The 23,806-nt window shown below is 72.2% G+C and carries 28 protein-coding genes and 1 pseudogene; 10 read left to right on the top strand and 19 right to left on the bottom strand.

The window, feature by feature from the left end; translation table 11 throughout:
• Positions 1-8 precede the first annotated feature (8 nt).
• Positions 9-821 (top strand): annotated as a pseudogene (locus AMY39116_RS48205) (YbhN family protein); the annotation flags it as partial.
• Between the two features lie 24 nt (positions 822-845).
• Here AMY39116_RS48205 and AMY39116_RS45780 read toward each other — a convergent pair.
• Genes AMY39116_RS45780 through AMY39116_RS0336000 form a run of 3 tightly spaced genes read right to left on the bottom strand, consistent with a single transcriptional unit; the run spans position 846 to position 3,053 of the window.
• Positions 846-1,613 carry an MBL fold metallo-hydrolase gene (locus AMY39116_RS45780; protein WP_027936524.1) on the bottom strand — a complete coding sequence of 256 codons (768 nt, stop codon included), beginning with the start codon at positions 1,611-1,613 and terminating at the stop codon, positions 846-848.
• A 19-nt stretch (positions 1,614-1,632) separates the two neighbouring features.
• Positions 1,633-2,433 carry a glutamate racemase gene (gene murI / locus AMY39116_RS0336005; protein WP_020422440.1) on the bottom strand — a complete coding sequence of 267 codons (801 nt, stop codon included), beginning with the start codon at positions 2,431-2,433 and terminating at the stop codon, positions 1,633-1,635.
• The gene (locus tag AMY39116_RS0336000) at positions 2,430-3,053 is read right to left on the bottom strand and encodes a rhomboid family intramembrane serine protease (RefSeq protein WP_020422439.1); all 624 of its coding nucleotides are present in this window, start codon (positions 3,051-3,053) and stop codon (positions 2,430-2,432) included. Before AMY39116_RS0336000 ends, murI begins: the two co-directional genes overlap by 4 nt.
• A 131-nt stretch (positions 3,054-3,184) precedes the next feature.
• Between AMY39116_RS0336000 and AMY39116_RS0335995 the strand changes: the two genes are divergently transcribed.
• Complete coding sequence (locus AMY39116_RS0335995) at positions 3,185-3,547, top strand: group 1 truncated hemoglobin (RefSeq protein ID WP_020422438.1); 363 nt, start codon at positions 3,185-3,187, stop codon at positions 3,545-3,547.
• A 52-nt stretch (positions 3,548-3,599) separates the two neighbouring features.
• Here the strand turns inward: AMY39116_RS0335995 and AMY39116_RS0335990 are convergent, their stop codons facing one another.
• Genes AMY39116_RS0335990 through clpS form a run of 8 tightly spaced genes read right to left on the bottom strand, consistent with a single transcriptional unit; the run spans position 3,600 to position 7,914 of the window.
• On the bottom strand, positions 3,600-4,550 hold the full coding sequence (locus tag AMY39116_RS0335990; protein ID WP_020422437.1) for a PLP-dependent cysteine synthase family protein: 951 nt from the start codon (positions 4,548-4,550) through the stop codon (positions 3,600-3,602).
• A gap of 3 nt (positions 4,551-4,553) precedes the next feature.
• A complete protein-coding gene (locus AMY39116_RS0335985) occupies positions 4,554-4,832 on the bottom strand; it encodes a MoaD/ThiS family protein (protein WP_017987368.1) in 279 nt (92 codons plus the stop codon).
• A 55-nt stretch (positions 4,833-4,887) separates the two neighbouring features.
• Positions 4,888-5,304: a Mov34/MPN/PAD-1 family protein gene (locus tag AMY39116_RS0335980; RefSeq protein ID WP_017987367.1), complete on the bottom strand. Its 417-nt coding sequence runs from the start codon at positions 5,302-5,304 to the stop codon at positions 4,888-4,890.
• A gap of 1 nt (position 5,305) precedes the next feature.
• Positions 5,306-5,806, bottom strand: coding sequence for a hypothetical protein (locus AMY39116_RS0335975; protein ID WP_020422436.1), 501 nt, complete (start codon positions 5,804-5,806; stop codon positions 5,306-5,308).
• 1 nt (position 5,807) lies between these two features.
• Positions 5,808-6,050 (bottom strand): ATP-dependent Clp protease adaptor ClpS, encoded by a 243-nt coding sequence (locus AMY39116_RS0335970; protein ID WP_020422435.1) that lies wholly within the window; start codon positions 6,048-6,050, stop codon positions 5,808-5,810.
• A gap of 24 nt (positions 6,051-6,074) precedes the next feature.
• Complete coding sequence (locus tag AMY39116_RS0335965; protein WP_020422434.1) at positions 6,075-7,064, bottom strand: P1 family peptidase; 990 nt, start codon at positions 7,062-7,064, stop codon at positions 6,075-6,077.
• Entirely contained in the window at positions 7,061-7,618 is a 558-nt protein-coding gene (locus tag AMY39116_RS0335960) for a DUF2017 domain-containing protein (protein WP_020422433.1), read from the bottom strand. The genes AMY39116_RS0335965 and AMY39116_RS0335960 overlap by 4 nt, the downstream gene beginning before the upstream one ends.
• Positions 7,615-7,914 (bottom strand): ATP-dependent Clp protease adapter ClpS, encoded by a 300-nt coding sequence (gene clpS, locus AMY39116_RS0335955; RefSeq protein WP_017987362.1) that lies wholly within the window; start codon positions 7,912-7,914, stop codon positions 7,615-7,617. Before clpS ends, AMY39116_RS0335960 begins: the two co-directional genes overlap by 4 nt.
• A 97-nt stretch (positions 7,915-8,011) precedes the next feature.
• On the opposite strand from clpS, the gene AMY39116_RS0335950 reads away from it, so the two are divergent.
• Genes AMY39116_RS0335950 through AMY39116_RS0335940 form a run of 3 tightly spaced genes read left to right on the top strand, consistent with a single transcriptional unit; the run spans position 8,012 to position 10,544 of the window.
• Positions 8,012-9,316, top strand: a complete 1,305-nt coding sequence (locus AMY39116_RS0335950; RefSeq protein WP_020422432.1) for a nicotinate phosphoribosyltransferase — start codon at positions 8,012-8,014, stop codon at positions 9,314-9,316.
• A complete protein-coding gene (locus AMY39116_RS0335945) occupies positions 9,316-9,885 on the top strand; it encodes an isochorismatase family protein (RefSeq protein WP_020422431.1) in 570 nt (189 codons plus the stop codon). The genes AMY39116_RS0335950 and AMY39116_RS0335945 overlap by 1 nt, the downstream gene beginning before the upstream one ends.
• Complete coding sequence (locus AMY39116_RS0335940) at positions 9,885-10,544, top strand: bifunctional 4-hydroxy-2-oxoglutarate aldolase/2-dehydro-3-deoxy-phosphogluconate aldolase (RefSeq protein ID WP_020422430.1); 660 nt, start codon at positions 9,885-9,887, stop codon at positions 10,542-10,544. Before AMY39116_RS0335945 ends, AMY39116_RS0335940 begins: the two co-directional genes overlap by 1 nt.
• Before the next feature lie 4 nt (positions 10,545-10,548).
• On the opposite strand, the gene AMY39116_RS0335935 is transcribed toward AMY39116_RS0335940, so the two are convergent.
• The gene (locus tag AMY39116_RS0335935; protein ID WP_020422429.1) at positions 10,549-11,199 is read right to left on the bottom strand and encodes a choice-of-anchor P family protein; all 651 of its coding nucleotides are present in this window, start codon (positions 11,197-11,199) and stop codon (positions 10,549-10,551) included.
• Between the two features lie 162 nt (positions 11,200-11,361).
• Between AMY39116_RS0335935 and AMY39116_RS0335930 the strand changes: the two genes are divergently transcribed.
• Complete coding sequence (locus AMY39116_RS0335930; RefSeq protein ID WP_020422428.1) at positions 11,362-13,407, top strand: ATP-dependent DNA helicase; 2,046 nt, start codon at positions 11,362-11,364, stop codon at positions 13,405-13,407.
• 244 nt (positions 13,408-13,651) lie between these two features.
• Here the strand turns inward: AMY39116_RS0335930 and AMY39116_RS0335920 are convergent, their stop codons facing one another.
• From AMY39116_RS0335920 to ctaD, 4 genes are read right to left on the bottom strand one after another with little or no spacing between them, the layout of a single operon-like run.
• Positions 13,652-14,047 carry an OsmC family protein gene (locus AMY39116_RS0335920; protein ID WP_020422427.1) on the bottom strand — a complete coding sequence of 132 codons (396 nt, stop codon included), beginning with the start codon at positions 14,045-14,047 and terminating at the stop codon, positions 13,652-13,654.
• 19 nt (positions 14,048-14,066) lie between these two features.
• Entirely contained in the window at positions 14,067-14,822 is a 756-nt protein-coding gene (locus AMY39116_RS0335915) for a peptidyl-tRNA hydrolase (protein WP_020422426.1), read from the bottom strand.
• Positions 14,819-16,042, bottom strand: coding sequence for a phosphoserine phosphatase SerB (gene serB, locus AMY39116_RS0335910; protein WP_039791952.1), 1,224 nt, complete (start codon positions 16,040-16,042; stop codon positions 14,819-14,821). Before serB ends, AMY39116_RS0335915 begins: the two co-directional genes overlap by 4 nt.
• Before the next feature lie 28 nt (positions 16,043-16,070).
• Positions 16,071-17,852, bottom strand: coding sequence for a cytochrome c oxidase subunit I (gene ctaD, locus AMY39116_RS0335905; protein WP_027936521.1), 1,782 nt, complete (start codon positions 17,850-17,852; stop codon positions 16,071-16,073).
• 110 nt (positions 17,853-17,962) lie between these two features.
• On the opposite strand from ctaD, the gene AMY39116_RS0335900 reads away from it, so the two are divergent.
• Positions 17,963-18,796, top strand: a complete 834-nt coding sequence (locus tag AMY39116_RS0335900; protein ID WP_027936520.1) for a phosphotransferase — start codon at positions 17,963-17,965, stop codon at positions 18,794-18,796.
• A gap of 10 nt (positions 18,797-18,806) precedes the next feature.
• Positions 18,807-19,520, top strand: coding sequence for a maleylpyruvate isomerase family mycothiol-dependent enzyme (locus AMY39116_RS0335895; protein WP_020422422.1), 714 nt, complete (start codon positions 18,807-18,809; stop codon positions 19,518-19,520).
• 312 nt (positions 19,521-19,832) lie between these two features.
• On the opposite strand, the gene AMY39116_RS0335890 is transcribed toward AMY39116_RS0335895, so the two are convergent.
• Positions 19,833-20,585: an alpha/beta fold hydrolase gene (locus tag AMY39116_RS0335890; protein ID WP_020422421.1), complete on the bottom strand. Its 753-nt coding sequence runs from the start codon at positions 20,583-20,585 to the stop codon at positions 19,833-19,835.
• Between the two features lie 38 nt (positions 20,586-20,623).
• On the opposite strand from AMY39116_RS0335890, the gene AMY39116_RS0335885 reads away from it, so the two are divergent.
• Positions 20,624-21,160 carry a GNAT family N-acetyltransferase gene (locus tag AMY39116_RS0335885; protein ID WP_020422420.1) on the top strand — a complete coding sequence of 179 codons (537 nt, stop codon included), beginning with the start codon at positions 20,624-20,626 and terminating at the stop codon, positions 21,158-21,160.
• Here the strand turns inward: AMY39116_RS0335885 and AMY39116_RS0335880 are convergent.
• Positions 21,157-21,456 (bottom strand): hypothetical protein, encoded by a 300-nt coding sequence (locus AMY39116_RS0335880; RefSeq protein ID WP_020422419.1) that lies wholly within the window; start codon positions 21,454-21,456, stop codon positions 21,157-21,159. The genes AMY39116_RS0335885 and AMY39116_RS0335880 overlap by 4 nt on opposite strands.
• 16 nt (positions 21,457-21,472) lie before the next feature.
• A complete protein-coding gene (locus AMY39116_RS0335875; RefSeq protein WP_157358808.1) occupies positions 21,473-22,906 on the bottom strand; it encodes an MFS transporter in 1,434 nt (477 codons plus the stop codon).
• Between the two features lie 126 nt (positions 22,907-23,032).
• On the opposite strand from AMY39116_RS0335875, the gene AMY39116_RS0335870 reads away from it, so the two are divergent.
• The gene (locus AMY39116_RS0335870; RefSeq protein WP_020422417.1) at positions 23,033-23,596 is read left to right on the top strand and encodes a TetR/AcrR family transcriptional regulator; all 564 of its coding nucleotides are present in this window, start codon (positions 23,033-23,035) and stop codon (positions 23,594-23,596) included.
• The last annotated feature ends 210 nt before the right edge of the window (positions 23,597-23,806 follow it).

Genomic DNA, 23,806 nt, shown 5'->3' with positions numbered 1-23,806 from the left:
GGTGCGTGATGCTGCGCAGACTCTTGGCCGGCCTCGGGCTCGTGGCCGTCCTGGCGATCGTGGTCCTGACCCTGCGCGACCGCGTCCCCTCGCCCGCGGAGATCGGCGCCGCGCTCCGCGAGGCGGACCCCGGGTGGCTGGCCGTGGCGGCGGCCGCCGAGTTCGTGTCGATGGGGATGTTCGCCCGCCAGCAGCGGCGGCTGCTCACCGCGTTCGGCGTGACCCTGCAGCGCCGCCGGATCCTGGCCCTGTCCTACAGCCGGTCCGCCATCTCGATCAGCCTGCCCGCCGGCTCGGCGGTGTCCGCCGCCTACGCGTTCCAGCAGTTCCGGGCAGGCGGCGCGGACCGGAAGTCGGCCGCCGCCGTGATGGTGCTCTCCGGCGTGCTGTCGGCGCTGGGGCTGGCGCTGCTCTACGGCACCGGGGCGCTGGCCGCGATCCACCCGGCGGCCGCGGCGGCCCTCGTCGTGGGCGCGGTCCTGCTGGTCACGCTGGTGTCCCGGCAGTCGAGCGCGATCGCGCCCCGGCACTGGCTGCTCGCGCTGGCCGCGGCCACCGCGAACTGGCTCGGCGACCTGGTGTGCCTGATCGCGGCGGCCCGCGCCTTCGGCATCGGCCTCGGCCTGCTCGAACTGGCCACGGTCTACCTCGCGGTACAGCTCGTGCGGCAGATCCCGCTGACCCCGGGCGGCATCGGCGTCATCGAGGTCAGCCTGCTCACCGGGCTGGTCTCCGCGGGCGCGGCGGAACCGGCGGCCGCCGCGGCGGTGCTCACCTACCGGCTGCTGTCCTGCTGGCTGATCATCCCGATCGGGCTGGCCTGCTGGGCGGCGCTGCGGCGGGCCTCAGACGTCGTAGACCGCGCCCCGCTCGACGAGCGCAGCGCCGGGGAAGACCGCCCGGGCCTCGGCGAGGATGGCGTTCCGGTCGCTCCACGGCGCGACGTGCGTGATGAGCAGGCGCTCCACACCCGCGTCCCGCGCCAGCTCGCCCGCCTGCTTGCCGGACAGGTGCACGCCAGGCGGCCGGTCCGCGGCGTCGGTCCAGGACGCCTCGGCGAGCAGGACGTCGACGTCGCGGACCAGGTCGGCCAGTGCGTCGCAGGGCCCGGTGTCACCGGTGTAGGCGAGCGTGCGGCCGGCGTGCCGCACCCGTAACCCAAACGCCTCGGTCGGGTGGACCACCGGGATCGCGGTGACCTCGAACGGGCCGATCTTCACCGGCTCGCCGGACAGGGCGTGGAACTCGTAGACGTCGGACAGGTCGGTCTCGGCCAGCTCCGCCTCGTTCGGCGCGTACGCCATCGCCAGCCGGACCGGCGCGTTCGCCGGAGCGTGCACCGGGAGCCGGCGCGCAGTGGTGTCGTACGGCGGGGCCGGGTGGTAGCGGCGCAGCACGGTCAGCGCGCTGAAGTCCGCGCAGTGGTCCGGGTGCAGGTGCGACAACACCAGCGCGTCGAGGTCGAACGGGTCACGCCGCTGCTGCAGCTCGGCGAACACGCCGTTGCCGAACTCGAGGCCGAGCAGGAAACCGTCCGCTTCGAGCAGGTATCCGGACGCGGGCTGGCCCGGGCCGGGAACGCTGCCCGAGCAACCGAGGATCGTCAGTCGCACGGGACAACACCCTGCCAGCTCAGGCGCTGATCGGCGAGAGCACGCCGGGTGCGAATCCCATGAAGCGCTGCGCGAGCCGGACGAACGGCTCCGGCGAGCCGGTCGCGATGAACTCGTGCTGGGGCGGAACGTCCCGTTCGGCCAGCATGTCCTGTTCGGTGAGCACGCGGACGACGTCCTTCGCGGTCTCCTCGGCGCTGGACACCAGCGTCACGTCCGGCCCCATGACGATCTGCAGGACCCCGGTCAGCAGCGGGTAGTGCGTGCAGCCGAGCACGAGGGTGTCGACCTCGGCACGCAGCAGCGGTTCGAGGTACCCCTGCGCGAGGCCGAGCACCTGGCGGCCGGACGTGACACCGCGCTCGACGAAGTCGACGAACCGGGGGCACGCGACGCTGGTGACCGACACGTCGCGCGCCGCGGCGAAGGCGTCCTCGTAGGCGCGGGAGCGGATCGTGCCCTCGGTGCCGATCACGCCGATGCGACCCGTGTGGGTGGCGGCGACGGCCCGGCGCACGGCGGGCAGCACGACCTCGATCACCGGGACGTCGTAGCGCTCGCGTGCGTCCCGCAGGCACGCCGCCGACGCCGTGTTGCACGCGATGACCAAGGCCTTCACCCCGTCCGCGACGAGCTTGTCCAGCGCGGTGAGCGCCAGTTCCCGCGCCCGCGCGATGGGCAGCGGGCCGTACGGGTTGTGCGCGGTGTCCCCGACGTAGCGCAGCTGCTCGGACGGCAGCTGGTTCAGGATCGCGCGGGCGACCGTGAGGCCCCCGACTCCGGAATCGAACACACCGATCGGGGCCTCACGACTGCTCACGGCTTCGAGGGTACCGCCCGCTTCCGGCCCGCCCGCGCGGCGAACCAGGCGGCGAGAACACCGCCGAGCGCGCCGAACAGGTGCGCCTGCCAGGAAATGCCGGGCTGGCCGGGCAGCACGCCCCACAGCATCCCGCCCCAGCCGATCAACAGCACCGCGGCGAGCGCGATCTGCCAGAACGCCCGGTTGAACAGCCCGCGGACCAGCAGGTAGGCCAGCCAGCCGAAGGCGAGCCCGGACGCGCCGATGGTGATCGTGCCCGGTTCCGAGGTGAGCCACACCCCGATGCCGCTGACCAGCCAGATCGTCGCCGTGACCAGCGCCCAGCGGGCGATCCCGCTCGCCATCGCGAGGAAGGCGAACACCATGACCGGCAGGGTGTTGGCCAGCAGGTGCGCCCAGCTGCCGTGCAGCAGCGGCGCCCACACGACGCCGTCCAGCCCGCCGAGCGAGCGCGGCGCGATGCCCTCCGCGTCGAGCCGGTTGTCCAGCACGACGTCGACGCCCTCGACGAGGTACAGCAGCGCGGTGAAGGCGAGCACCACGAGCGCGGCGGTCTTCGGCTTCGCCGGCAGGACGCGCTTCGCCTGGTCGGCCTGGGGTGCGGGCAGCGTGCTCATGACTCCACGGTACGAGCGGCGCTGGTGTGCGGAATCGGGTGAAAACCCTGAATTGACACCGGTATTACCCGGCGGAAACCACGCTCCGTTTCGCTGGGGGCAGGTGACCACCACTGCCTGGAGGAACGCACGTGACGAGCATCTACGAACAGATCGGCGGGCAGGACGCGCTGATCGCCGTGGTCGACGACTTCTACGAGCGGGTGCTCGACGACGCCGAACTGGCTCCCTTCTTCACCGGCACCAACCTGCCGCGCCTGAAGGGCATGCAGGTCGAGTTCTTCGCCGCCGCGCTCGGCGGGCCTGACGAGTACCGGGGCCGGTCGATGAAGGACGTGCACCGCGGCCGCGGCATCGCCCAGCACCACTTCGACCTCGTCGCGAAGCACCTCACCGAGTCGCTGCTGGCCGCCGGGGTGCCGGAGGAGACCACGAACACGATCATCGGCGCGGTCGCGCCACTGTCCGCCGACATCGTCTCCCCCACCGCCTGAACGACGAAAACGCCCCTCTCCCAGCCGGGAGAGGGGCGTTTTCGCGTGGTTCCTAGGCCCAGAGCTGCCCGTCGAGGCGCTCGGCGGCCTCGTCCAGCGTGCCGCTGTACGCGCCGGTCGACAGGTACTTCCACCCGGCGTCGGCGACGACGAACGCGATGTCGGCCTTCTCGCCCTTCGCGGCGACCTTCTCGGCCACCCCCAGCGCGGCGTGCAGCACCGCGCCGGTGGAGATGCCGGCAAAGATGCCCTCGTGCTCCAGCAGCTCACGCGTGCGGCGCAGCGCGTCGTAGGCGCCCACCGAGTAGCGGCCGTTGAGCACGTCCGGGTCGTACAGCTCCGGCACGAACCCCTCGTCGAGGTTGCGCAGCCCGTACACCAGCTCGCCGTACCGCGGTTCGGCGGCGATGATCTGCACGTCCGGCTTCTGCTCGTGCAGGTACCGGCCGACGCCGACCAGCGTGCCCGTGGTGCCGAGGCCACCGACGAAGTGGGTGATCGTCGGCAGGTCCTTCAGCAGCTCCGGCCCGGTCGTGCGGTAGTGCGCGTCCGGGTTGGCCGGGTTGCCGTACTGGTAGAGCATCACCCAGTCCGGGTTCTTCTCCGCCAGCTCCTTGGCGCGCCGCACGGCCTCGTTGGAGCCGCCCGCGGCCGGCGAGAACACGATCCGCGCGCCGTAGGCCTGCAGCAGCTGCTTGCGCTCGGCCGAGGTGTTCTCCGGCATCACGCACACCAGGCCGTAGCCCTTGAGCTTGGCGGCCATCGCCAGCGAGATGCCGGTGTTGCCCGAGGTCGGTTCGAGGATTGTCGAGCCCCGGCGCAGCCTGCCCTCGCGCTCGGCGGCCTCGATCATGGCCAGCGCCGGCCGGTCCTTGATCGAGCCGGTCGGGTTGCGGTCCTCCAACTTGGCCCACAGGCGCACGTCGTGCGTCGGGGACAGCCGGGGCAACCCCACCAGCGGCGTGCCGCCGAGGGCTTCGAGCAGCGATTCGTACCGGGCCATGACCTAGCGGGCGCCGCCGGCCACCGCGGGCAGGATGGTGACCGTGTCGCCGTCCTTGACCTCGGCGTCCAGACCGCCGGCGAAGCGCACGTCCTCGTCGTTGACGTAGACGTTGACGAAGCGGTGGAGCTTGTCCTCCTTGACCAGGCGGGCCTTGAGGCCACCGTGGCGCGACTCGATGTCGTCGATCACCTCGGCCACGGTCTTGCCGGCCGCCTCGACCGACTTCTGACCACCCGTGTGCGTGCGCAGGATGGTGGGGATGGACACGGTCACGGCCATGGGTAACTACCTCCGCTTGGGTTTCTTCCAGGTCTGACGTCGGGCTGCCCGGCGTTTATTCCGTGATCTCCACGGGCTCTTCGGTGACGACCCCGTCGACGATCCGGTACGACCGGAACTCGTGCGTCTCGGGGTCGCGGGTGGAGACCAGCACGTAGTGCGCGTCGGGCTCGGAGGCGTAGGACACGTCGGTGCGTGACGGGTAGGCCTCGGTCGCGGTGTGCGAGTGGTAGATCACGACCGGGACCTCGTCGTTCGCGTCCATCTCGCGGTAGAGCTTGAGCAGGTCACCGGAGTCGAACTCGTAGAACGTCGGCGAGCGGGCCGCGTTCAGCATGGGGATGAACCGCTCGGGGCGGTCGGAGCCCTCGGGCCCGGCGATCACGCCGCACGCCTCGTCCGGGTGGTCCCGGCGAGCGTGGGCGACGATCTCGTCGACGAGTTCACGGCGGATCCGAAGCACGACGGACATCTTACGTGCCGGACACCGGGGGTTCACAGAGTGAGACTGCGCACGCCAGCGCGACGTCGTCCTGAGCGTGCGCGAGCCACTCGAGCGTGTAGTCCCGCTGGCTGACCGGGAGACGCGCCCAGGCGCGCCGGTCCCGCCACCGGGGGTTCCGCAGGTAGAGGACCTGCGCGTGGCCGAAAGTGATGATCCACGCCCGCTGCCAGGCCGCATCCAGGGTGAACGCGGTCGCGCCGGTCCACCCGCGCACCACGGCCCGGACCGCGGCGGTCACGCTCTCGCGCATCGCCGCGCCGTGGCGTTCCCGGAACGCCCTGGCCTCGCGGATGAGCAGGTAGGCGTCGGGGAAGAGGTCCTCGTTCCGGAGCCTGCGCCGACCGCGGTAGCCGGTTTCCAGCGCGGTCAGCAATTCGCCCGCGATGGTGTAGAGGCACTGGCCCACGTTCGGCGACATCTCGACCAGGACCTGGCCGCCGGGCAACGGCTGAGCGTTCAGGAAGTCCACGTCAGACGCCCTGCACCGTGGCGTGCAGACCGAGCACCTGCAGCTCGGCGACCAGCCCCTCGGCCTGCTCGCGCGCGCTGAACCGGGTGAGCTCGGCCGCCCCCTGGTGGTGCACGACGTCGGCGAACTCCATGCCCCGCTCGACCGAGAGCCCGACCACGGTGTGCAGCGCGAAGATCGCCGTCTGGTACGAGTTCACGTCGTCGTTGTGCACGACGACCGCCCAGGCCTTTTCCACGGCCATCAGATCGCTCCGGGACCAGCCGCGTTACTCGAACGCTTCCGGCCACACGTCGCGGTACGCGGGCACGCCCGCCACACCGACGGCGCTCACCAGCCCGTGCACACACGCCCGCGCGAAGACCCGCGCCGCCGCCGCGCACAGGTCGTCCAGGCCTGCCGCACGCGTGGTCACCCCGAAGGGGCCTTCGGCCGCCGGCAGGTCCCGCGCGCCCGTGGCCAGCGCGAACACCGTGTCGCCGTCGAACATCGAGTGCGCCGGGCGCACCGCGCGGGCCAGGCCGTCCTGCGCCGCGACCGCCAGGCGGCGGCACTCGGCCTTCGACAGGTCCGCGTCGACCGCCACCACGCCGATCGTGGTGTTCAGGTCCGCCTCCCGGCCGGGCACCGACGCCGCCCGCTCCGGCCAGCGCACGCCGAACTCGCCCGCGACCTCGTGATCCGCCGCGAACGGGCGGCCGCTGTCGAACGACACCGCCTCGCCACGCGCGTTGACCACCGCGAGCGCCCCGACCACGAAGTCGCCGACCCGCTCGCTCGCCGTGCCGACCCCGCCCTTCAGCGAGCCGACCGTCGCACCCGCTCCCGCGCCGACGCAGCCCTGCTCGACCGCGGTGCTCGCGGCCTCGCAGGCGGCGTACCCGAAGGAAGCGTCCGGCCGGTTGCCCCACGCCGACCGGGGCAGGTCGAAGATCACCGCGCCCGGCACGATCGGCACCACCTCGTGCGGCTCGACGCCGACCTGGAACCCGCGGTCCCGCTCGGCCAGCCACCGCATCACCCCGTCCGCGGCCGCCAGCCCGTAGGCGCTGCCGCCGGACAGGCAGATCGCGTCGACGTACCGGACCAGGTTCTCCGGTTCCAGCAGGTTCGTCTCGCGCGTGCCGGGCGCACCGCCGCGCTGGTCGACCGCGCCCGTCGTGCCTGGCGGCGCGAGCACGACCGTCGTCCCGGTCGCCCAGCCGTCCCCGATCCGGTGGTGGTGCCCGACCAGCACCCCGGGCACGTCGGTGATCACGCCGTCAGTGCCTGGACCAGGCTTTCCTGCACCCAGGTCAGCCAGTGGTAGACCCCGAGGTGGGGCGAGCGCGGGTCGTCCTCCGGCAGCTCGTCGGGCATGTCCTCGGTGACGTCCAGCGCGGTGCCCAGCGCCAGCCGGACGTCGTTCAGCGCGGACAGCCACGCGTCGGCCTGCTCGTAGGTCAGCTTCACGTCGCCGCCGTCGCGCGGCAGGGTCTCCATGACCACCGCGGCGACGCCGACCTTCGCGTCGACCAGCTCGGGCTCGTGCAGCGACCGCAGCGCGCTCGCCGAGTCCAGGACCTCCTGGCTGGGCGTGTCCGGGTCGATCTTGTGGTAGTCCGGCAGCAGGCGGGACAGCACCGGGTCGTCCGGCGACTGCGACGGGCCGGTGCGGATGCCGGTCAGCTCGGCCAGCGGGTCCTGCGGCGCCTCCTCGGCGCGCGCCCGCAGCATGTCCTCGAGCTGGCTCACCAGGCCGCGCAGCACCGCGGCCTCCTGCTGCTCGAACCCGGCGTGGATGCGGCCGCCCTTGCGCTGCCAGCCCCTCACGAAGTGTGCTCCATCGTCGCCCACAGTCCCGCGGCGTGCAGTTTCGTCACGTCCGCCTCGACCTTCTCCTTCGTGCCCGAGGACACCACCGCGCGCCCCTTGTGGTGCACGTCCAGCATCAGCTTGGTGGCGTGGTCGCGGCTGTAGCCGAACAGCTTCTGGAAGACGTACGTCACGTACGACATCAGGTTCACCGGGTCGTTCCAGACGATCGTCTGCCACGGCTGGTCTTCGGCGCCTGCCTCGGTGCCGAGTGGTTCAACCTGCGTCTGTTCGGATGCGACAGGCGTGGTCATGCGCCCCATGGTGTCACGGAACCGGCACGGCGTGGACCGGTGGTGGGTCTGTTCGGGTGATTCGGCCGAACGCGCAAGTACCTCATAGTCTGATCCCATGGGTTTCCCCGAGACGCACGGCAGCACGGCCCTGCTGACCGACCACTACGAGCTCACCATGCTGGGCAGCGCCCTCGCCGACGGCACCGGCGACCGCCAGTGTGTGTTCGAGGTCTTCGCCCGCCGCCTGCCCGCCGGGCGGCGCTACGGCGTGGTCGCCGGCACCGGGCGCGTGCTGGAGGCGATCGCCGACTTCCGGTTCACCGACGCCGAGATCGACCAGCTCGCGGCCACCGCGGTGGTCGACGACGACACGCTGTCGTGGCTGGCGAACTACCGGTTCGGCGGCGACGTCGACGGCTACCCCGAGGGCGAGCTGTACTTCCCCGGCTCGCCGATCCTCACCGTTCGGGGGACCTTCGCCGAGGCGGTCCTGCTGGAGACCGTCGCGCTGTCCATCCTCAACCACGACAGCGCGATCGCCTCCGCCGCGGCCCGCATGTCCTCGGCCGCGCACGGCAGGCCGATCATCGAGATGGGCGGCCGCCGCACGCACGAGATGGCCGCGGTCGCCGCCGCGCGCGCCGCCTACATCGGCGGGTTCGCCACCACGTCGAACCTGGAGGCCGGGCGCCGCTACGGCATCCCGACCCGCGGCACCGTGGCGCACGCGTTCATGCTGCTGCACGACAGCGAAGAGGACGCCTTCCGCGCCCAGGTCGAGAAGATGGGCACCGACACCACCCTCCTGGTCGACACCTACGACATCACCCGCGGCATCGAGACCGCGGTGCGCGTGGCGGGCCCGGAGCTGGGCGCGGTCCGCATCGACTCCGGCGACGTCGGCGTGCTGGCCCGCAAGGCACGCGAGCAGCTCGACTCGCTCGGCGCGAAGGACACCCGGATCGTGGTGTCCGGCGACCTCGACGAGCACGCGATCGCGGCCCTGCGCGCCGAGCCGGTCGACGCCTACGGCGTGGGCACGTCGGTGGTCACCGGGTCCGGCGCGCCGACCGCCGGGATGGTCTACAAGCTGGTCGAGGTCGACGGCCGCCCGGTCGCCAAGCGCAGCGAGAACAAGGCCTCGCGCGGTGGCGAGAAGTCCGCGCTGCGCCGCCACAAGCCGACCGGCACCGCGCTGGAGGAGGTCGTCTACGCGGCCGGCCAGCGCCCCGAGGCCGGGGAGAACGACCGCGAGCTGCCGATCCCGCTGGTGCGCGGCGGCAAGCCGGTCGACGACCTGCCCACGCTGGAGGACAGCCGTCAGCGGCTGCGCGAGGGCCTGGTCAGCCTGCCGTGGGAGGGCCTCAAGCTCTCCAGCGGCGAACCCGCGATCCCCACCGTCTTCCCCCAGGAGGCGTGATGAGCAGGGCACTGATCGTCGTCGACGTGCAGAACGACTTCTGCGAAGGCGGCTCACTCGCCGTCACCGGCGGGGCCGAGGTGGCCGCGAAGATCACCGAGCACCTCGCCCGCGGCGGCTATTCGGCGGTCGCCGCGACCCGCGACTACCACATCGACCCCGGCGCGCACTTCAGCGAGAACCCGGACTACGTGCGGTCGTGGCCGCGGCACTGCGAGGCCGGGACGCCGGGCGCGTCGTTCCACCCCGCGCTCGACGTCGGGCCGATCACGGCGGTGTTCTCGAAGGGCCAGTACAGCGACGGCTACTCCGGGTTCGAGGGCCACACCGACGCCGGTGAGAAGCTCGTCGACTGGTTGCGCGAGCGGCAGATCACCGAGGTCGACGTGGTCGGCATCGCGACGGACCACTGCGTGCGGGCGAGCGCGCTGGACGCGGCGGCGGCCGGGTTCTCGGTGCGGGTCCTGCTGGACCTCACCGCGGGCGTGGCCCGCGAGACCGTGGACAACGCGCTGGAACAGCTGCGGGCCGCGGACGTGGATCTCGTGGGCACCCCGCGGGTCGGCTGATGCGCACCGTCCTGCGGAAGCACAACAACCGCTTCCGGGAGCGGCTGGCGACCGGCCGTGTGGTGGCGATCCTGCGCGCGGACGACCCGTCCTGGTTCGCCGACGCCGGCCAGGTCCTCTACGAGGCCGGGCTCGGCGTGCTGGAGGTCGACCTGACGACACCGGGCGCGCTGGACGCGATCGGCGTCCTGCAGGCCGAACTGGGGCAGGACGCGTTGATCGGCGCCGGCGGGGTGCGCACGGTCGCCGCCGTGGACCGGTGCGCCGCGGCGGGCGTGGACTTCGTCGCGACGACGGTCTTTTCGCCGGACGTGCTGTGGCGGGCGCAGGAGTACGCGCTGCCCATCGTGTGCGGCGCGCTCACGCCCACGGAGGTGGACGCGGCCTGGCGCTACGGCCCGGCCGCGGTGAAGCTCCACCCGGCGGCCACCGCCGGCGGGGCGCGGTACCTGGAGGAGGTCCAGGCCGCGCTGCCGGAGGTGCCGCTGGTGCCCGCGGGCGGGGTGGAACTGCCCGATGTGGACGCTTACCTGGCGGCGGGCGCTCTCGCGGTCGGCGTCGGATCCCCGCTGCTCGGCGACGCCCTCGACGGCGGCCGCCTCGACGAGCTGGGCAAACGGGCGGCCCGGCTGGCCGCGACCGCCGACCGCTACGCCTGAGCCGTCAGAGCCCGAACGGCGAGCAGCTCGCGGACCCGACGAGGATGTCGCCGGAAGCTGGGCCGCCCTGCGGGAACAGCTTGATGTGCATGGCGTTCGTCGTGAGGCTGCCGTCCGCGGGCACCGGCACGACGAGCTCGTTCAGCACGACCTCGGCCATCGGCGGCGCGCCCGGCGTCGTGCCCGGGATGGTGATCACGTGGTTCGGCGGGATGTTCTGCGGCACCGTGATGCCCGTGACGGTGCCCAGCGACATGTAGCCGTTGCTGCCGTTGGCCGTGGTGTTGCAGCCCGCGCCGAACGTCCTCGCCTTGATCACCGGCCCGCCGAACTGCTGCAGCACACTGGTCTCGAACCGCTGGCCGGTCACCTTCACGCTCGCCGTGCCGTCGGCGTTGCGGGTGCAGGTGGTGCTGCCCAGGCCGTACTTCGTGCGGGTGCCGACGGTGATCGGGTCGGTGCGGCCCTCCGCGGCGGTGTCCACGACGCACGGCGCGATCGGGTCCGCGTGGGCCGACACGCCGTCGACCGTGATGTCAACCGCGCCCACCGAACCGGCGCCGGTCGCTTCGGCCTGCGCCTGCGCGGTCGCCGGCGCGGCCACCACCGCCCCGAACAGGGCCCCCACCGCCACCATCCGCCTGGCCCGCTTCATGAGCCGCTCCTTTCGCCTGAGGAAATCCCTCCTCGACAATCGGCAGGACGTCCGGCCGGCCTGACCCACCCGGCCGGATGCCACCCGGACGAGTGGATCTCGATCTTGCCGGGAGCGGGGCGGTGGCCCGTTCTTGACGGTGGCCCCCGGTACCGTGTCCTGGTGGCCGTCCGTACTGCGTTCCCCGGTGTCAACGAGCTCCTCACGACCGCTGTCGAGGCGCTCGGCGGTGCGGAGCGCCCGGGGCAGGTCAAGATGGCCGAGGCGGTTGGCCGCGCCATCCGCACCGGCGAGCACCTGGCCGTGCAGGCGGGCACCGGCACCGGGAAGTCGCTGGCGTACCTGGTCCCGGCCATCCGGCACGCGGTCGAGAAGGACACCACGGTGGTCGTGTCGACGGCGACGATCGCGCTGCAGCGCCAGCTCGTCGACCGCGACCTGCCCCGGCTGGCGAAGGCGCTGAAGAAGCCGCTGGGCCGGATGCCGACGTTCGCGATCCTCAAGGGCCGCCGCAACTACCTGTGCCTGCACCGCCTCGACTCCGGCGCGCCGGAGGAGCCGGAGGACCCGGCCCTGTTCGACCCGTTCGCGGTGTCGCGGCTGGGCAAGGAGGTCACGCGGCTGCGCGAGTGGGCCTCCGACACCGAGACCGGTGACCGCGACGAGCTGGTGCCCGGCGTGACCGAGCAGGCGTGGCGGCAGGTGTCGGTCACCGCCAAGGAGTGCCTCGGCGTGGCGCGCTGCCCCATCGGCCAGGACTGCTTCGCGGAGCGGGCGCGCGGTGAAGCGGGCAAGGCGGACGTGGTGGTCACCAACCACGCGCTGCTGGCGATCGACGCGCTGCAGGGCTACCAGGTGCTGCCGGAGCACGACCTGGTGATCATCGACGAGGCGCACGAGCTGGTCGACCGCGTCACGTCGGTCGCGACGGGCGAGCTGACGTCGTCGGCGGTCGCGGTGGCCGTGCGGCGCTGCGGGAAGCTGATCGACGCCGACACGGCCGACCGGCTGCAGGAGGCTTCCGAGGGCCTGGCGATGATCCTGGAGGACATGCCGGCCGGGCGGCTGGACACGTTGCCGAAGGCGCTGGGCGGCGCGGTGGCCGCGGTGCGGGACGGCGCGCACGCGTGCCTGAGCGCGCTGGGTTCGGACCGCAAGGAGGACGTCGAGGAGGCCACGGCCCGCAAGCTCGCGCGCTCGCAGCTGGAGGAGGTGCACGACACCGCGGTGCGGCTGCTCGACGCGTTCGCCGAGGACACCGCGCATCAGCGGGACGTGGTGTGGCTGTCCAACGACAAGTTCTCGTTCAGCAGCAGGCCGCCGATGCTGCACGTGGCGCCGCTGTCGGTGGCCGGGTTGTTGCGGGAGCGGGTGTTCGCGCAGAAGACGACGGTGCTGACGTCGGCGACGCTGGCGCTGGGCGGCGCGTTCGACACGCTGGCGCGGCAGTGGGGGCTGCCGCCGTCGCAGGCGCGGGTGGTCGCCGCGGAGGGCACGGCGACGGAGAAGGCCCCGCCCGCGGACGACGACGAGCTGAAGTGGACCGGTCTGGACGTCGGTTCGCCGTTCGACCACCGGCGCAACGGGATCCTCTACATGGCGAAGCACCTGCCGCCGCCGGGCCGCGACGGGCTGGGTGAGAAGACGCTGGACGAGATCGCGTCGCTGATCGAGGCCGCGGGCGGCCGGACGCTGGGCCTGTTCTCGTCGATGCGCGCGGCGAAGCAGGCGACCGAGGAGCTGCGGGACAGGGTCGGCTTCCCGATCCTGTGCCAGGGCGAGGACACGACGTCGCTGCTGGTGACGAAGTTCGCGGAGGACCCGCGGACCTGCCTGTTCGGGACGTTGTCGCTGTGGCAGGGCGTGGACGTGCCGGGGCCGTCGCTGCAGCTGGTGATCGTCGACCGGATCCCGTTCCCCCGCCCGGACGACCCGGTGCAGTCGGCGCGCCAGCGGGCGGTCGAAGCCCGCGGCGGCAACGGTTTCCTGACGGTGGCGGCCACCCACGCGGCGCTGCTGCTGGCGCAGGGCACCGGACGGCTGCACCGCTCGGTCGGCGACAGGGGCGTGGTGGCGGTGCTGGACTCCCGCCTGGCAACGGCTCGCTACGGCGGCTTCCTGCGCTCCTCGCTCCCCCCGTTCTGGCCGACCTACGACCCCGAGGTGGCGAAAGCGGCGCTCAAACGCCTGGACGCGGCCGCCGGCTGACGCCGAGGCTCGCACCGCGCCCACCGACGCGAGCGCCACACCCAGCACCGCGAGCGCCCCCCCACCGCCGCGAACCCCGCGCTCAGCGGCGCGCGTCAGCAGCGCGAGTCACCACCCCCGCCGCAAGCGCCGCGCTCGGCGCACCCGAACCATCCTCCGGTGCGGGCCGAGCGCTCACGCGAGGGCCCGCGTCCCACTCGCCAGTCCCCGCCTGCCCAACCGGCGCGAGCAGCCGTCCGCCGGTCTAACCGGCGAACTCCTCCGTCACCGGGATCCCCTTCTTCAGCGTCCGCGACACCGTGCACAACCGCTCGATGGCCCGGTCCACCGCGGCCACCAGCTTCTCCCGCTCGTCGTCCGGCAGGCTCGACAGGTCGACGTCGAAGAGCACGTGCACGGCATCCAGCTCGGACGCGCCTTCGCGGCGGTCGGCGGTCACCGCCACACGCAGCGGCGCGTCGGTCCGGCGCGTGATCAGCTCCTCGGCCGTCACCGCGGCGCACCCGGCCGCCGCGATCTGCAGCAGCTCCGCCGGCGAGAACGACCCGGGCGCGCCCTTCCGCCCGATCCGCACCGACGCGCCTCGCTCGTTGCGCCCGACGAACTCGTGCTCGCCCTCGCGGCGGACGTCCAGGCTCACACGCACTCCTCGATCGGGGTCAACGCCACTGGGCGAGGACCGTGACGGTCCCGGGGTCGACCTCGGTGAACCCGGCGTCCCGCACGGCGACGACCCGCCGCTCGCGCCAGGCCCCCGCAGGGTCGTCACCCGGGTGCAACTGCTTCCACTGGTCCACGGTCGCGGTCCGCACCGCGCACGCGTAGCCACGCTCGCCCCACGCGGCCAGTTCGTCGTCGCCGAGGAGCGACGCGAGGATCATCGTGCCGTGACCGACCTGGGCGGCCGCCTTGCCGACGGTCATCGCGACCTCGGGGTTGAGCAGCAGCAACGGCAGGTCCTCCGGGGCGGGACCGGGCTCGTCGGGCGGCAGGTCGCTGCCCGAGATCTGCAGGCGGCTGATCTCCTTCGGCACGTCGACCACGCGGCCCGGCACCAGCGCGCGGACCTCGGCCCCCTCGACCGACACGGTCACGCCGGGGAAGTCCTGCGCCGCGGCCCAGTGCGCGCCCCGCGCCCGGCGGGCGACCTTCCGGATGTGCCCGGACACCCAGTCGTGCACCGGCTCGTGCCACTCCCCGCCCGGCTGCGCGCGTTCGTCCAGGCAGACGGCGAGCGCCGCGGTGGCGGCGGCTTCGAGCAGCGGGGTGCGCGACGGCGGTTCGGCCTTTTCCAGCCGCAGGATCACCGGCATCGCCCGGACCTCCTCGGGCGCGGCCTCCGGCAGCGCGGTCTCCTCCGCGGGCAACCCGAGCCAGGTGGCGTACCGGGCGGCCAGCGGGTCGAGAACGCTCATGGCCGGGCGAGCGAGAGGCCGTCGGCCGCGTCGGCGGCCTCGACCTCCGCGCGGCTGACGCCGAGCACGAACAACACGGCGTCGAGGTACGGGTGGGACAACGCTGTGTCGGCGACCTCGCGCAGCGCGGGCTTCGCGTTGAACGCGACCCCCATGCCGGCCGCCTTGAGCATGTCGATGTCGTTGGCGCCGTCACCGACCGCCACGCACTGGGCGAGCGGGATGCCGTAGTGGTCGGCGAACCGGCGCAGCGCCGTCGCCTTCCCGGCCCGGTCGATGATCTCACCGACGACCCGGCCGGTGAGCTTGCCGCCGACGACCTCCAGCTCGTTGGCCGCGACGAAGTCGAGCCCGAGCTGGTCGGCGATCGGCTGGATGATCCGTGTGAACCCGCCGGACACGACACCGCAGCGGAACCCGAGCCGCTTGAGCGTCCGGACGGTGGTGCGCGCGCCCGGGGTCAGCTGGATCTGGTCGCCCACCTCGTCGAGCACCGACTCGGGCAGCCCGGCCAGCAGGCCCACCCGCCGTTCGAGCGACTCGGTGAAGTTCAGCTCGCCACGCATGGCGGCCTCGGTGATCTCGCGGACCTTCGGCTCGACCCCGGCGTGCGCGGCCAGCATCTCGATGACCTCACCCTGGATGAGGGTCGAGTCCACGTCGAACACGATCAGGCGCTTGGCCCGCCGCGCGAGCCCGCCGCGCTCGATGGCGATGTCCACGCCGCCGGCGGACGCGACATCGGCGACCGCGGCCCGCAGCTCGGTGTCGGCCTGCTCGGTGTCCTCGGCGACCGACAGGTGCACCTCGAGCCCGGTGACCGGGTAGTCGGCGATGCGCCGGATCGCGTCGATGTTGGCCCCGAGCGCGGCCAGCCTGCCCGCGAAGTCGGTGAACGCGCGGGCGGTCAGCGGCCGCCCAAGGATCACGGCGACGTGCGTCGAGCCCTGCCGGGCGGGGGCGAACGGGTCCTCCCCGATCTCGTCCCCGATCCGGACGTCGACGTGCATGGCCACGCTGGCCATCGCCTGCTCGACGGACTCCTGCAGGCCCTCCGGGTCGTCGGCCACCGCGACCAGCACACCAAGGGTGAGCCGGCCGCGGATGACGACCTGTTCGACGTCGAGCATCTCGACGCCGTGCCGCGTGAGGGCGGCGAAGAGCACCGACGTGACGCCCGGCTTGTCCGGACCGGTCGTCGTGATCAGCACTGGCGTCATGGTCTCGTTCCTACCCGGACGCCGCGGATCACTGCTCGCTCGCGTTGTCCTTGTCGTGGTCGCCCGGGATGACCGCGTCGGTGAGGGCCTGCGACGGGGCCTTGACCCCGGCGTGGACCTTCGGCTTGCCGAAGAAGCCGATCTCACCCTCGTGGTGCATCCGCTCGACCATGTGCGGGTAGTGCAGCTCGAACGCCGGGCGCTCGGAACGGATCCGGGGCAGCTCGGTGAAGTTGTGCCGCGGCGGCGGGCACGAGGTGGCCCACTCCAGCGAGTTGCCGTAGCCCCACGGGTCGTCCACCGTGACGAGCTCGCCGTAGCGGTAGCTCTTGAACACGTTGTAGATGAACGGCAGGGTCGACGCGCCCAGGATGTAAGCGCCGATCGTCGAGATCGTGTTCAGCGTGGTGAAGCCGTCGCTGGCCAGGTAGTCGGCGTAGCGGCGCGGCATGCCCTCCGCGCCCAGCCAGTGCTGCACCAGGAAGGTGGCGTGGAAGCCGAGGAACGTGGTCCAGAAGTGCAGCTTGCCCAGCTTCTCGTCCAGCATCCGCCCGGTGATCTTCGGGAACCAGAAGTAGATCCCGGCGAAGGTGGCGAACACGATCGTGCCGTAGAGCACGTAGTGGAAGTGCGCCACCACGAAGTAGCTGTCCGACACGTGGAAGTCGATGGCCGGGGCGGCCAGCAGGATGCCGGTCAGACCACCGAACAGGAAGGTCACGAGGAAGCCGACCGAGAAGATCATCGGCGTCTCGAAGCTCAGCTGGCCCTTCCACATGGTGCCGATCCAGTTGAAGAACTTGACACCGGTCGGGACCGCGATCAGGAAGGTCATGAAGGAGAAGAACGGCAGCAGCACTGCGCCGGTGGCGTACATGTGGTGCGCCCACACCGCGACCGACAGCGCCGCGATGCCCAGCGTCGCGAAGACCAGGCCCTTGTAGCCGAAGATCGGCTTGCGCGAGAACACCGGGATGATCTCGGAGACGATGCCGAAGAACGGCAGCGCGACGATGTACACCTCAGGGTGGCCGAAGAACCAGAACAGGTGCTGCCAGAGGATCACACCACCGTTGGCCGGGTCGAACACGTGCGCCCCGATGTGCCGGTCGGCCATCAGGCCCATGAGCGCCGCGGTGAGGATCGGGAAGGCGAGCAGCACCAGGATGCTGGTGACCAGGATGTTCCAGGTGAAGATCGGCATCCGGAACATCGTCATGCCGGGCGCGCGCAGGCAGACGATCGTGGTGACCATGTTGACCGCGCCGAGGATGGTGCCCAGACCGGAGACCGCGAGGCCGGCGATCCACATGTCCGCGCCGATGCCCGGCGAGTGGATGGCGTCCGACAGCGGGGTGTAGGCGAACCAGCCGAAGTCGGCGGCGCCACCCGGGGTCAGGAAGCCGGAGACGGTGATGATGCCGCCGAACAGGTACAGCCAGTAGGAGAAGGCGTTCAACCGCGGGAACGCCACGTCCGGCGAGCCGATCTGCAGCGGCAGCACGAAGTTGGCGAAACCGAACAGGATCGGGGTCGCGTACAGCAGCAGCATGATCGTGCCGTGCATGGTGAACAGCTGGTTGTACTGCTCCTGCGACAGGAACTGCTGCCCTGGGCGCGCCAGCTCGGTGCGGATCAGCATCGCCATCGCGCCGCCCACCATGAAGAAGGCGAACGACGTGACCAGGTACATGATGCCGATCTGCTTGTGGTCCGTCGTGCGGAACAACCGCAGCAGCAACGAACCCTTGGCCTCCTGTCGCGCCGGGTACGGACGCGTGACAATCGGCTGCGGGGCTACGGCTGTCACTCCTGCCTCCAAGATCCTCTTCGGTGTGTCAGCGGCCGCGGCGACGCGACCAGTCCGGATCGTATCCCTCGCCCCCGACACTGGTGCGCACCGGCTGGGAAGATCACGCCATGGGAGACCGCTACACGACCGCCGCCGTGGCCGCCGCGGTCGAGGTCGGGCAGCGGTTCCGGCTGCCCGCCGAGCACCCGGAAGTCCTGGCCACGCGGTCGAACGTGCTGGTGAGACTGGGTGCGGTCGTGGCGAGGGTGCCGGGAACGACGCTGGTGGCGCGGCCCGGGGTGCTCCAGTCGCTGGCGCGCGAAGTGGCACTCTCGTCGTTCCTCGAGATGCGGGACGCACCGGTCGTGCCGCCGTTCGAAAGCCCAGGTCCGCACGTCGCGAACGGCCTTCCGGTCACACTGTGGCGTTTCACACGTCACGACCCGGATCACGTCTTCTCCCCCGGCGAGGTGGCCTGGTCGCTGGCCGAGCTGCACGTCGCGCTGCGGGATTTCCCCGACACGCTGGACGCGCCGGGGCCGCTGACGGAGGCCCGGTCCTGGATCGCGCGGTTCGACCTGCCCGCGGAGCTGGCGGACGAGGTCGATGCGCTCGAAGCGGTGTTGCCTGAGGCCCGCGCGCAGGCCCTGCACGGCGACGCGCACCCGGGGAACCTGCTGGCCACGGCGAGCGGACCGCGCTGGGTCGACTTCGAGGACACCTGGGCCGGGCCGGTCGCGTGGGACCTGGCGTGCCTGGCGCTGACCAGCAGGCTGGACGGCCGCGCCGCGGTCGCCGCGTACCCGGACGCGCCGGACCCCGACGAGCTGGCGCCGTGGGTGCGGCTGCGCGACCTGTTCGGGGTGTGCTGGCGGTTCGCGATCGCGCGCCGGTTCCCGGAACGACTCCCGGAAGCGCAGGCTGACCTGCGGCGATTCAAAACTGTCGGTGGGTCCCGCTAGCTTTCCCGGCATGGAGAAGACCGGGTACCTCACGGCGTTGCGCAGGGACGGCGGCCGCTTGGCGGAAGCGGTGCGAGACCTGCGTGCGCCGGTGCCGGCGTGCCCGGGCTGGGACGTGGCCGAACTGGTCTGGCACACCGGCGAGGTCCACTGGTTCTGGCGGCAGATCGCGTCCGGAGCGGTTCCCGGGCCGGACGACTACCGGGAGCCGCCGCGTCCGGCGGACGACGAGCTGGTGGCGTGGTTCGCCGAGGGTGTCGAGGCGCTGGCGGGTGCCTTGGCCGCCCTCGATCCGGCCGAGCCCAGGTGGACGTGGGCGGAGCGGAAGGACGCGGGGTTCATCCAGCGCCGGATGGCCCAGGAGACGGCGGTGCACTGCTGGGACGCGCTGTCGGCGGCGGGGCGGGACGAACCGGTCGAGCGGGAGCTCGCGGTGGACGGGATCGACGAGTTCCTGCGGTTCTTCCTCCCGGACGTCCCGCCGCCCGGCTTCCGGGCGGACGTGCACCTGCACGCGACGGACGGTTCGGGCGAGTGGCTGGTCCAGCCGTCCGGCGCGGGCTGGTCGGTGACGGCCGAGCACCGGAAGGCGACGACGGCGGTCCGCGGGACGGCGTCGGACCTGTTGTTGCTGCTGTGGCGCCGGAAGGCTCCCGAAGACGTCGAGGTACTCGGCGACGCCGGGGCCCTGAAGGAGTTCGTTGATGTTTCTCAACTGAATTAGCCGGGCGGGGCTGGTCGCGGTGGGCTGGGGCGCGCAGAGGGCGTTCCGGCTGTGGTGGCTTGCGCGCTGCTGCGCGGCGGCGCCGTGCGCACGACTGCCCGCGGTAGGCAGCCGACTCTCCCCTAGTGAGCTGCCCAGCGAACGCAACCAAGCACCCACACGCGACGGGCCACCAGCCCAGGATCGCCTCGGCAACCATGACCGGCGCCTTCAAGCGCCGCAAGGTGGCCGCCGTCAGACATGACTGCCCCGCACCAACCAGCCAACTAGGCCATTGCCCCAGCGAAAGCACCCAACCTCAGCCGAGCCCCCTCACGCGAAAGGCCACCAGCCCAGGATCGCCTCGGCAACCATCGCCGGCGCTTCCAGCGGCGTGAGGTGCCCGGCCTGGGGCACCACCACCAGTTCGCCGCTGGGCAGCGTCTCCGCCATGGCCTGTGCGCCGTCGGGTGGGGTGAGTCCGTCGTCCTCGCCCACGATCACCAGCGCGGGCACGTCGGTGGCCGCCAGCAGCTCGGTGGAGTCCGGCCGGTTGGCCATCGCTCGGGCGGCCCACGCCACGCCCGCCGAGGGCTGGCTGTCGATGAGGTCGCGCACCGTCTCGACCACGTCCGGGCGGGTCTGGCGGGTCTCGACGCTGAGCACGTTCGGCAGCATGGCGTCGGCGAGCCAGCCGGTCACGCCCTCGGACTCCGCGCGCTGCGCCAGATCCCGGCGGGCCTGCGCGGCCTCGGGCGCGTCCGCGGTCGCCTTCGTGTCGATGAGCACCAGCCCGGCGACACGCTCGGGTGCGGCGCGCAGCACGGCCATGGTCACGTAGCCACCCATGGAACAGCCGCCGAGCACCACCTGCTCGAGTTCGAGCTTGTCGAGCAGGGCGATCACGTCCCGGGCCGCGTCGTCGAGGCTGGGTTCGCGGTCGGTCCCGGGCAGCGGCGTCCGCCCGAGGCCACGCTGGTCGGGCGTGATCAGCCGGTGCCGGGTGGTCAGACCGCCGCGGACGGGGTTCCACATGCGGGCGTCCACCGGGAACGCGTGGAGGAGGACCAGGGGAAGATCAGCCATACCGAGATTGTGCTGGACCGGCGCGCTACCGTCGCCCTGTGAGCGTCGAGTGGCGGGAGATCCGCACTGACCGCCTGTTGCTGCGGCCACTGGGCCCGGAGGACCGGGACGACGTCGTCGAGATCCAGACCGACCCGCGGACCAACCGCTACCACCCCGCGCCGCCCAGCGAGGAGGAGACCGAGGTCAAGCTCACGGCCTGGCTCGAGCACTGGAAGGCCCACGGGTTCGGCTACCTCGCGGTGGTGCCGCTCGCCACCGGTGAGGTCGCGGGCATCGGGGGGCTGCAGCACCTGGAGTTCGGCGGCGCCCGGCTGCTGAACCTTTACTACCGCTTCCGCCCGGAGGCGTGGGGACGCGGCTACGCCACCGAGATGGCGCGGGCCGTGGTCGACTGGGCGGAGCGGGAGCTGCCCGAGTTCCCGGTGCAGATCAGCGTGAACATCGCCAACGAGCCGTCGCTGCGCGTCGCGGAGCGGCTCGGGTTCACCGCCTACACCGAGACCTTCTACGACGGCGCGGTGTCCCGGCACTTCCGGAAGATTCCGAAGCCCGGAGACGCGCGGCGGGCCTAAAAGCGCTTGCGGGTCGGGCCGCGGCGGTCGCGGGCGTTCCAGCAGGCGCGGTGCCAGTGCCTGCGGTCGGCCACCGAGCCGAGCTCGTCGGCGGGCCAGGCCACCACGTGCGGCACGCCGGGCTGGATTTCGTGGTCGCACCCGGGACAGCGGTACACCTTGGTCGCCTGGCTGCCCGGGACGCTGCGCACCAGCCAGTCACCGTCCGGACCGGACTCGGCGTGCGCCCAACCGGGAGCCGCCCCGGCGCGGTCGGCGTCGGGGCGGCCACGGTGTGGTCGGTTGCGGCGGGGCACCCGGCCACGGTAACGCCTACGCGGCGCGGTCCGCGTCGCGGCGGAAGGTGAGTGCCACCACGAAGGTGAGGCACGCGATCACCACCGAGCCGGTGAACGCGGCCGTCATCCCGGTGACCAGCACGTCGTGCGGCGAGCCGGTCGCGGTGCGGGTGGCCGTGCCGAAGATCGTGACCAGGATGGCGAGGCCGAGGGTCGCGCCGGTCTGCTGCATCGTCTGCAGCACACCGCCCGCGGCGCCGGCGTCGCGAGCCGGGACGCTGCCCATGATGATCACGTTGAGCGGCGAGAAGGCCAGTCCCATGCCCAGTCCCATGAGGACCATCGGGCCGAGCACACCGGTCAGGTACGCGGTGCCGGTTCCCAGCTGCGTCAGCCAGCCCACCCCGGCGATCATCGACAGCGTCCCGGCGATCGCGACCGGCTTGGGCCCGAACCGGGGCAGCAGCCGCGGGATGGCCCGGCTCAGCGCGAACACCAGCAGCGCCATGGGAAGGAACGCGAACCCGGTGCCCAGCGCGTTCATGCCCCGCACGTCCTGCAGGTACTGGGTGAGGAAGAAGAACATCGACATGCCGGCCATCGGGCCGAGGAAGAAGTTGGTGTAGGCGGCGGCGCGGTTGCGGTCGGCGAACAACCGCAGCGGCAGCAGCGGCTCGGTGGTGCGGACCTCGACGGCGAGGAAAGCGCCGAGCAGCACCACTCCGCCGATCAGCGAGGCCAACGTCAGCGTGTCCGACCAGCCCGCCTCGGCGGCGCGGATGAAGCCGTAGACGAGGGCCGCGACACCCACCGTCCCGGTCACCGCGCCGGGCAGGTCGAGCCGTGCCCGCTGGCGCGGCGGCTCCACCACGAACCGGGCGGCCAGCGCGGCCACGACCAGTCCGAACGGCACGTTGATGAACAGCACGGCCCGCCACGACAGCCACTCGGTGAGCAGCCCGCCGAGGATGAGGCCGACCGCGAACCCGGCGCTGGACATGCCGGAGAACAGGGCGAGCGCGCGCAGCCGGGCGCGGGATTCGGTGATGGTCGTGGTGAGCAGGGCCAGCGTGCTCGGCCCCGCGGCGGCGGCGCCGAGGCCTTGCGCGATCCGGGCGACGATCAGCCACTCGGCCGATCCGGCCAGGCCACCGGCGAGCGAGGCCACGGTGAACAGCAGCACGCCGCCGACGAACATCCGCTTGCGGCCGAAGAGGTCGCCCGCGCGTCCGCCGAGCAGCAGCAGACCGCCGAAGACGAGGGTGTAGCTCGACATCACCCAGCTCAGCGAGGCCGCGGTGAACCCGAGGTCGGCCTGGATCCGGGGCAGCGCGACGTTCATGACGGTGATGTCGAGGACGATCATCAACTGGCAGGTGAGCAGGGTTGCCAGCACCACGCCGGGGCGTGGCCGCGCCGCGGTCGCGGCGACAGCCGTGCCGGACGCGGGCAGCGTTGTCTCAGACAAGAGGCTCCATCGAAAGAGGACGACAGAAGCGGACGAACTCTCCGCTTCGATGGAGCTAGCATATGGAGAACGTCTCCGGTTGCGCATGGGTATCCGGAGAATGTGTCCGGTTTTGGGGTGAGGCGCATGACGGCACCGCGGCCGATGCGGGCTGACGCGCGGCGCAACTACGAACGGATCCTGGTCACAGCGCGCGAGGCGTTCCGGGAGCACGGACCGGACGCCCCGCTGGACGACATCGCGCGCCGGGCCTCCGTCGGCGCGGGCACCCTCTACCGGCACTTCCCGACTCGGGAGACGCTGATCGAAGCCGTCTACCGCGACGACATCGAAACGCTCAGCTCCGCCGCGCACCGGTTGCTGGAGGAGCACGAGCCGGCGGAGGCGCTGGAGCTGTGGATGCGCGAGCAGGTCGCGTTCGTGCTGCACAAGCGCGGGCTGGCGGCCACGCTGAAGGCCGCGATGGACCGGGACTCCGAGACGTTCGCCGCGTGCAAGACGCTGATCAACGACGCGGCCGCCGTGCTGCTCAGCCGAGCGCAGGAAAGCGGCGCCATCCGCGACGACGTGCGGCCGCGCGATCTGCTGCTGCTCGGGCACGGGGTGGGCGTGGCCGCGGAAGGCAGCGACGAGACGGCCGAACGACTGCTCACCGTCCTGCTCGACGGCCTGCGCCGACCGAAGTCCTGACCCGGCGGGAATCCAGCACCCGGGGATTCCTCGGCGACGGAAATCCCCGGCGACCGGGACTCTCCACGAGCGGGCGGCTCCGCCCGCCCACCTGGCCCGATCACGACCGACAGCAGCCCGGGCGGAACTGGCGCCTCAGCGGTGGGTGATCACCAGCAGGCGAGGCGCGGTGCCGCAACGGCGCGCAACCGCCAGCAGAACCGGCCGCCC

The organism is Amycolatopsis sp. ATCC 39116, assembly GCF_000231075.2.
Taxonomy (GTDB): Bacteria; Actinomycetota; Actinomycetes; order Mycobacteriales; family Pseudonocardiaceae; genus Amycolatopsis_E; species Amycolatopsis_E tucumanensis.
This window is presented reverse-complemented; position numbering and strand designations above follow the sequence as displayed.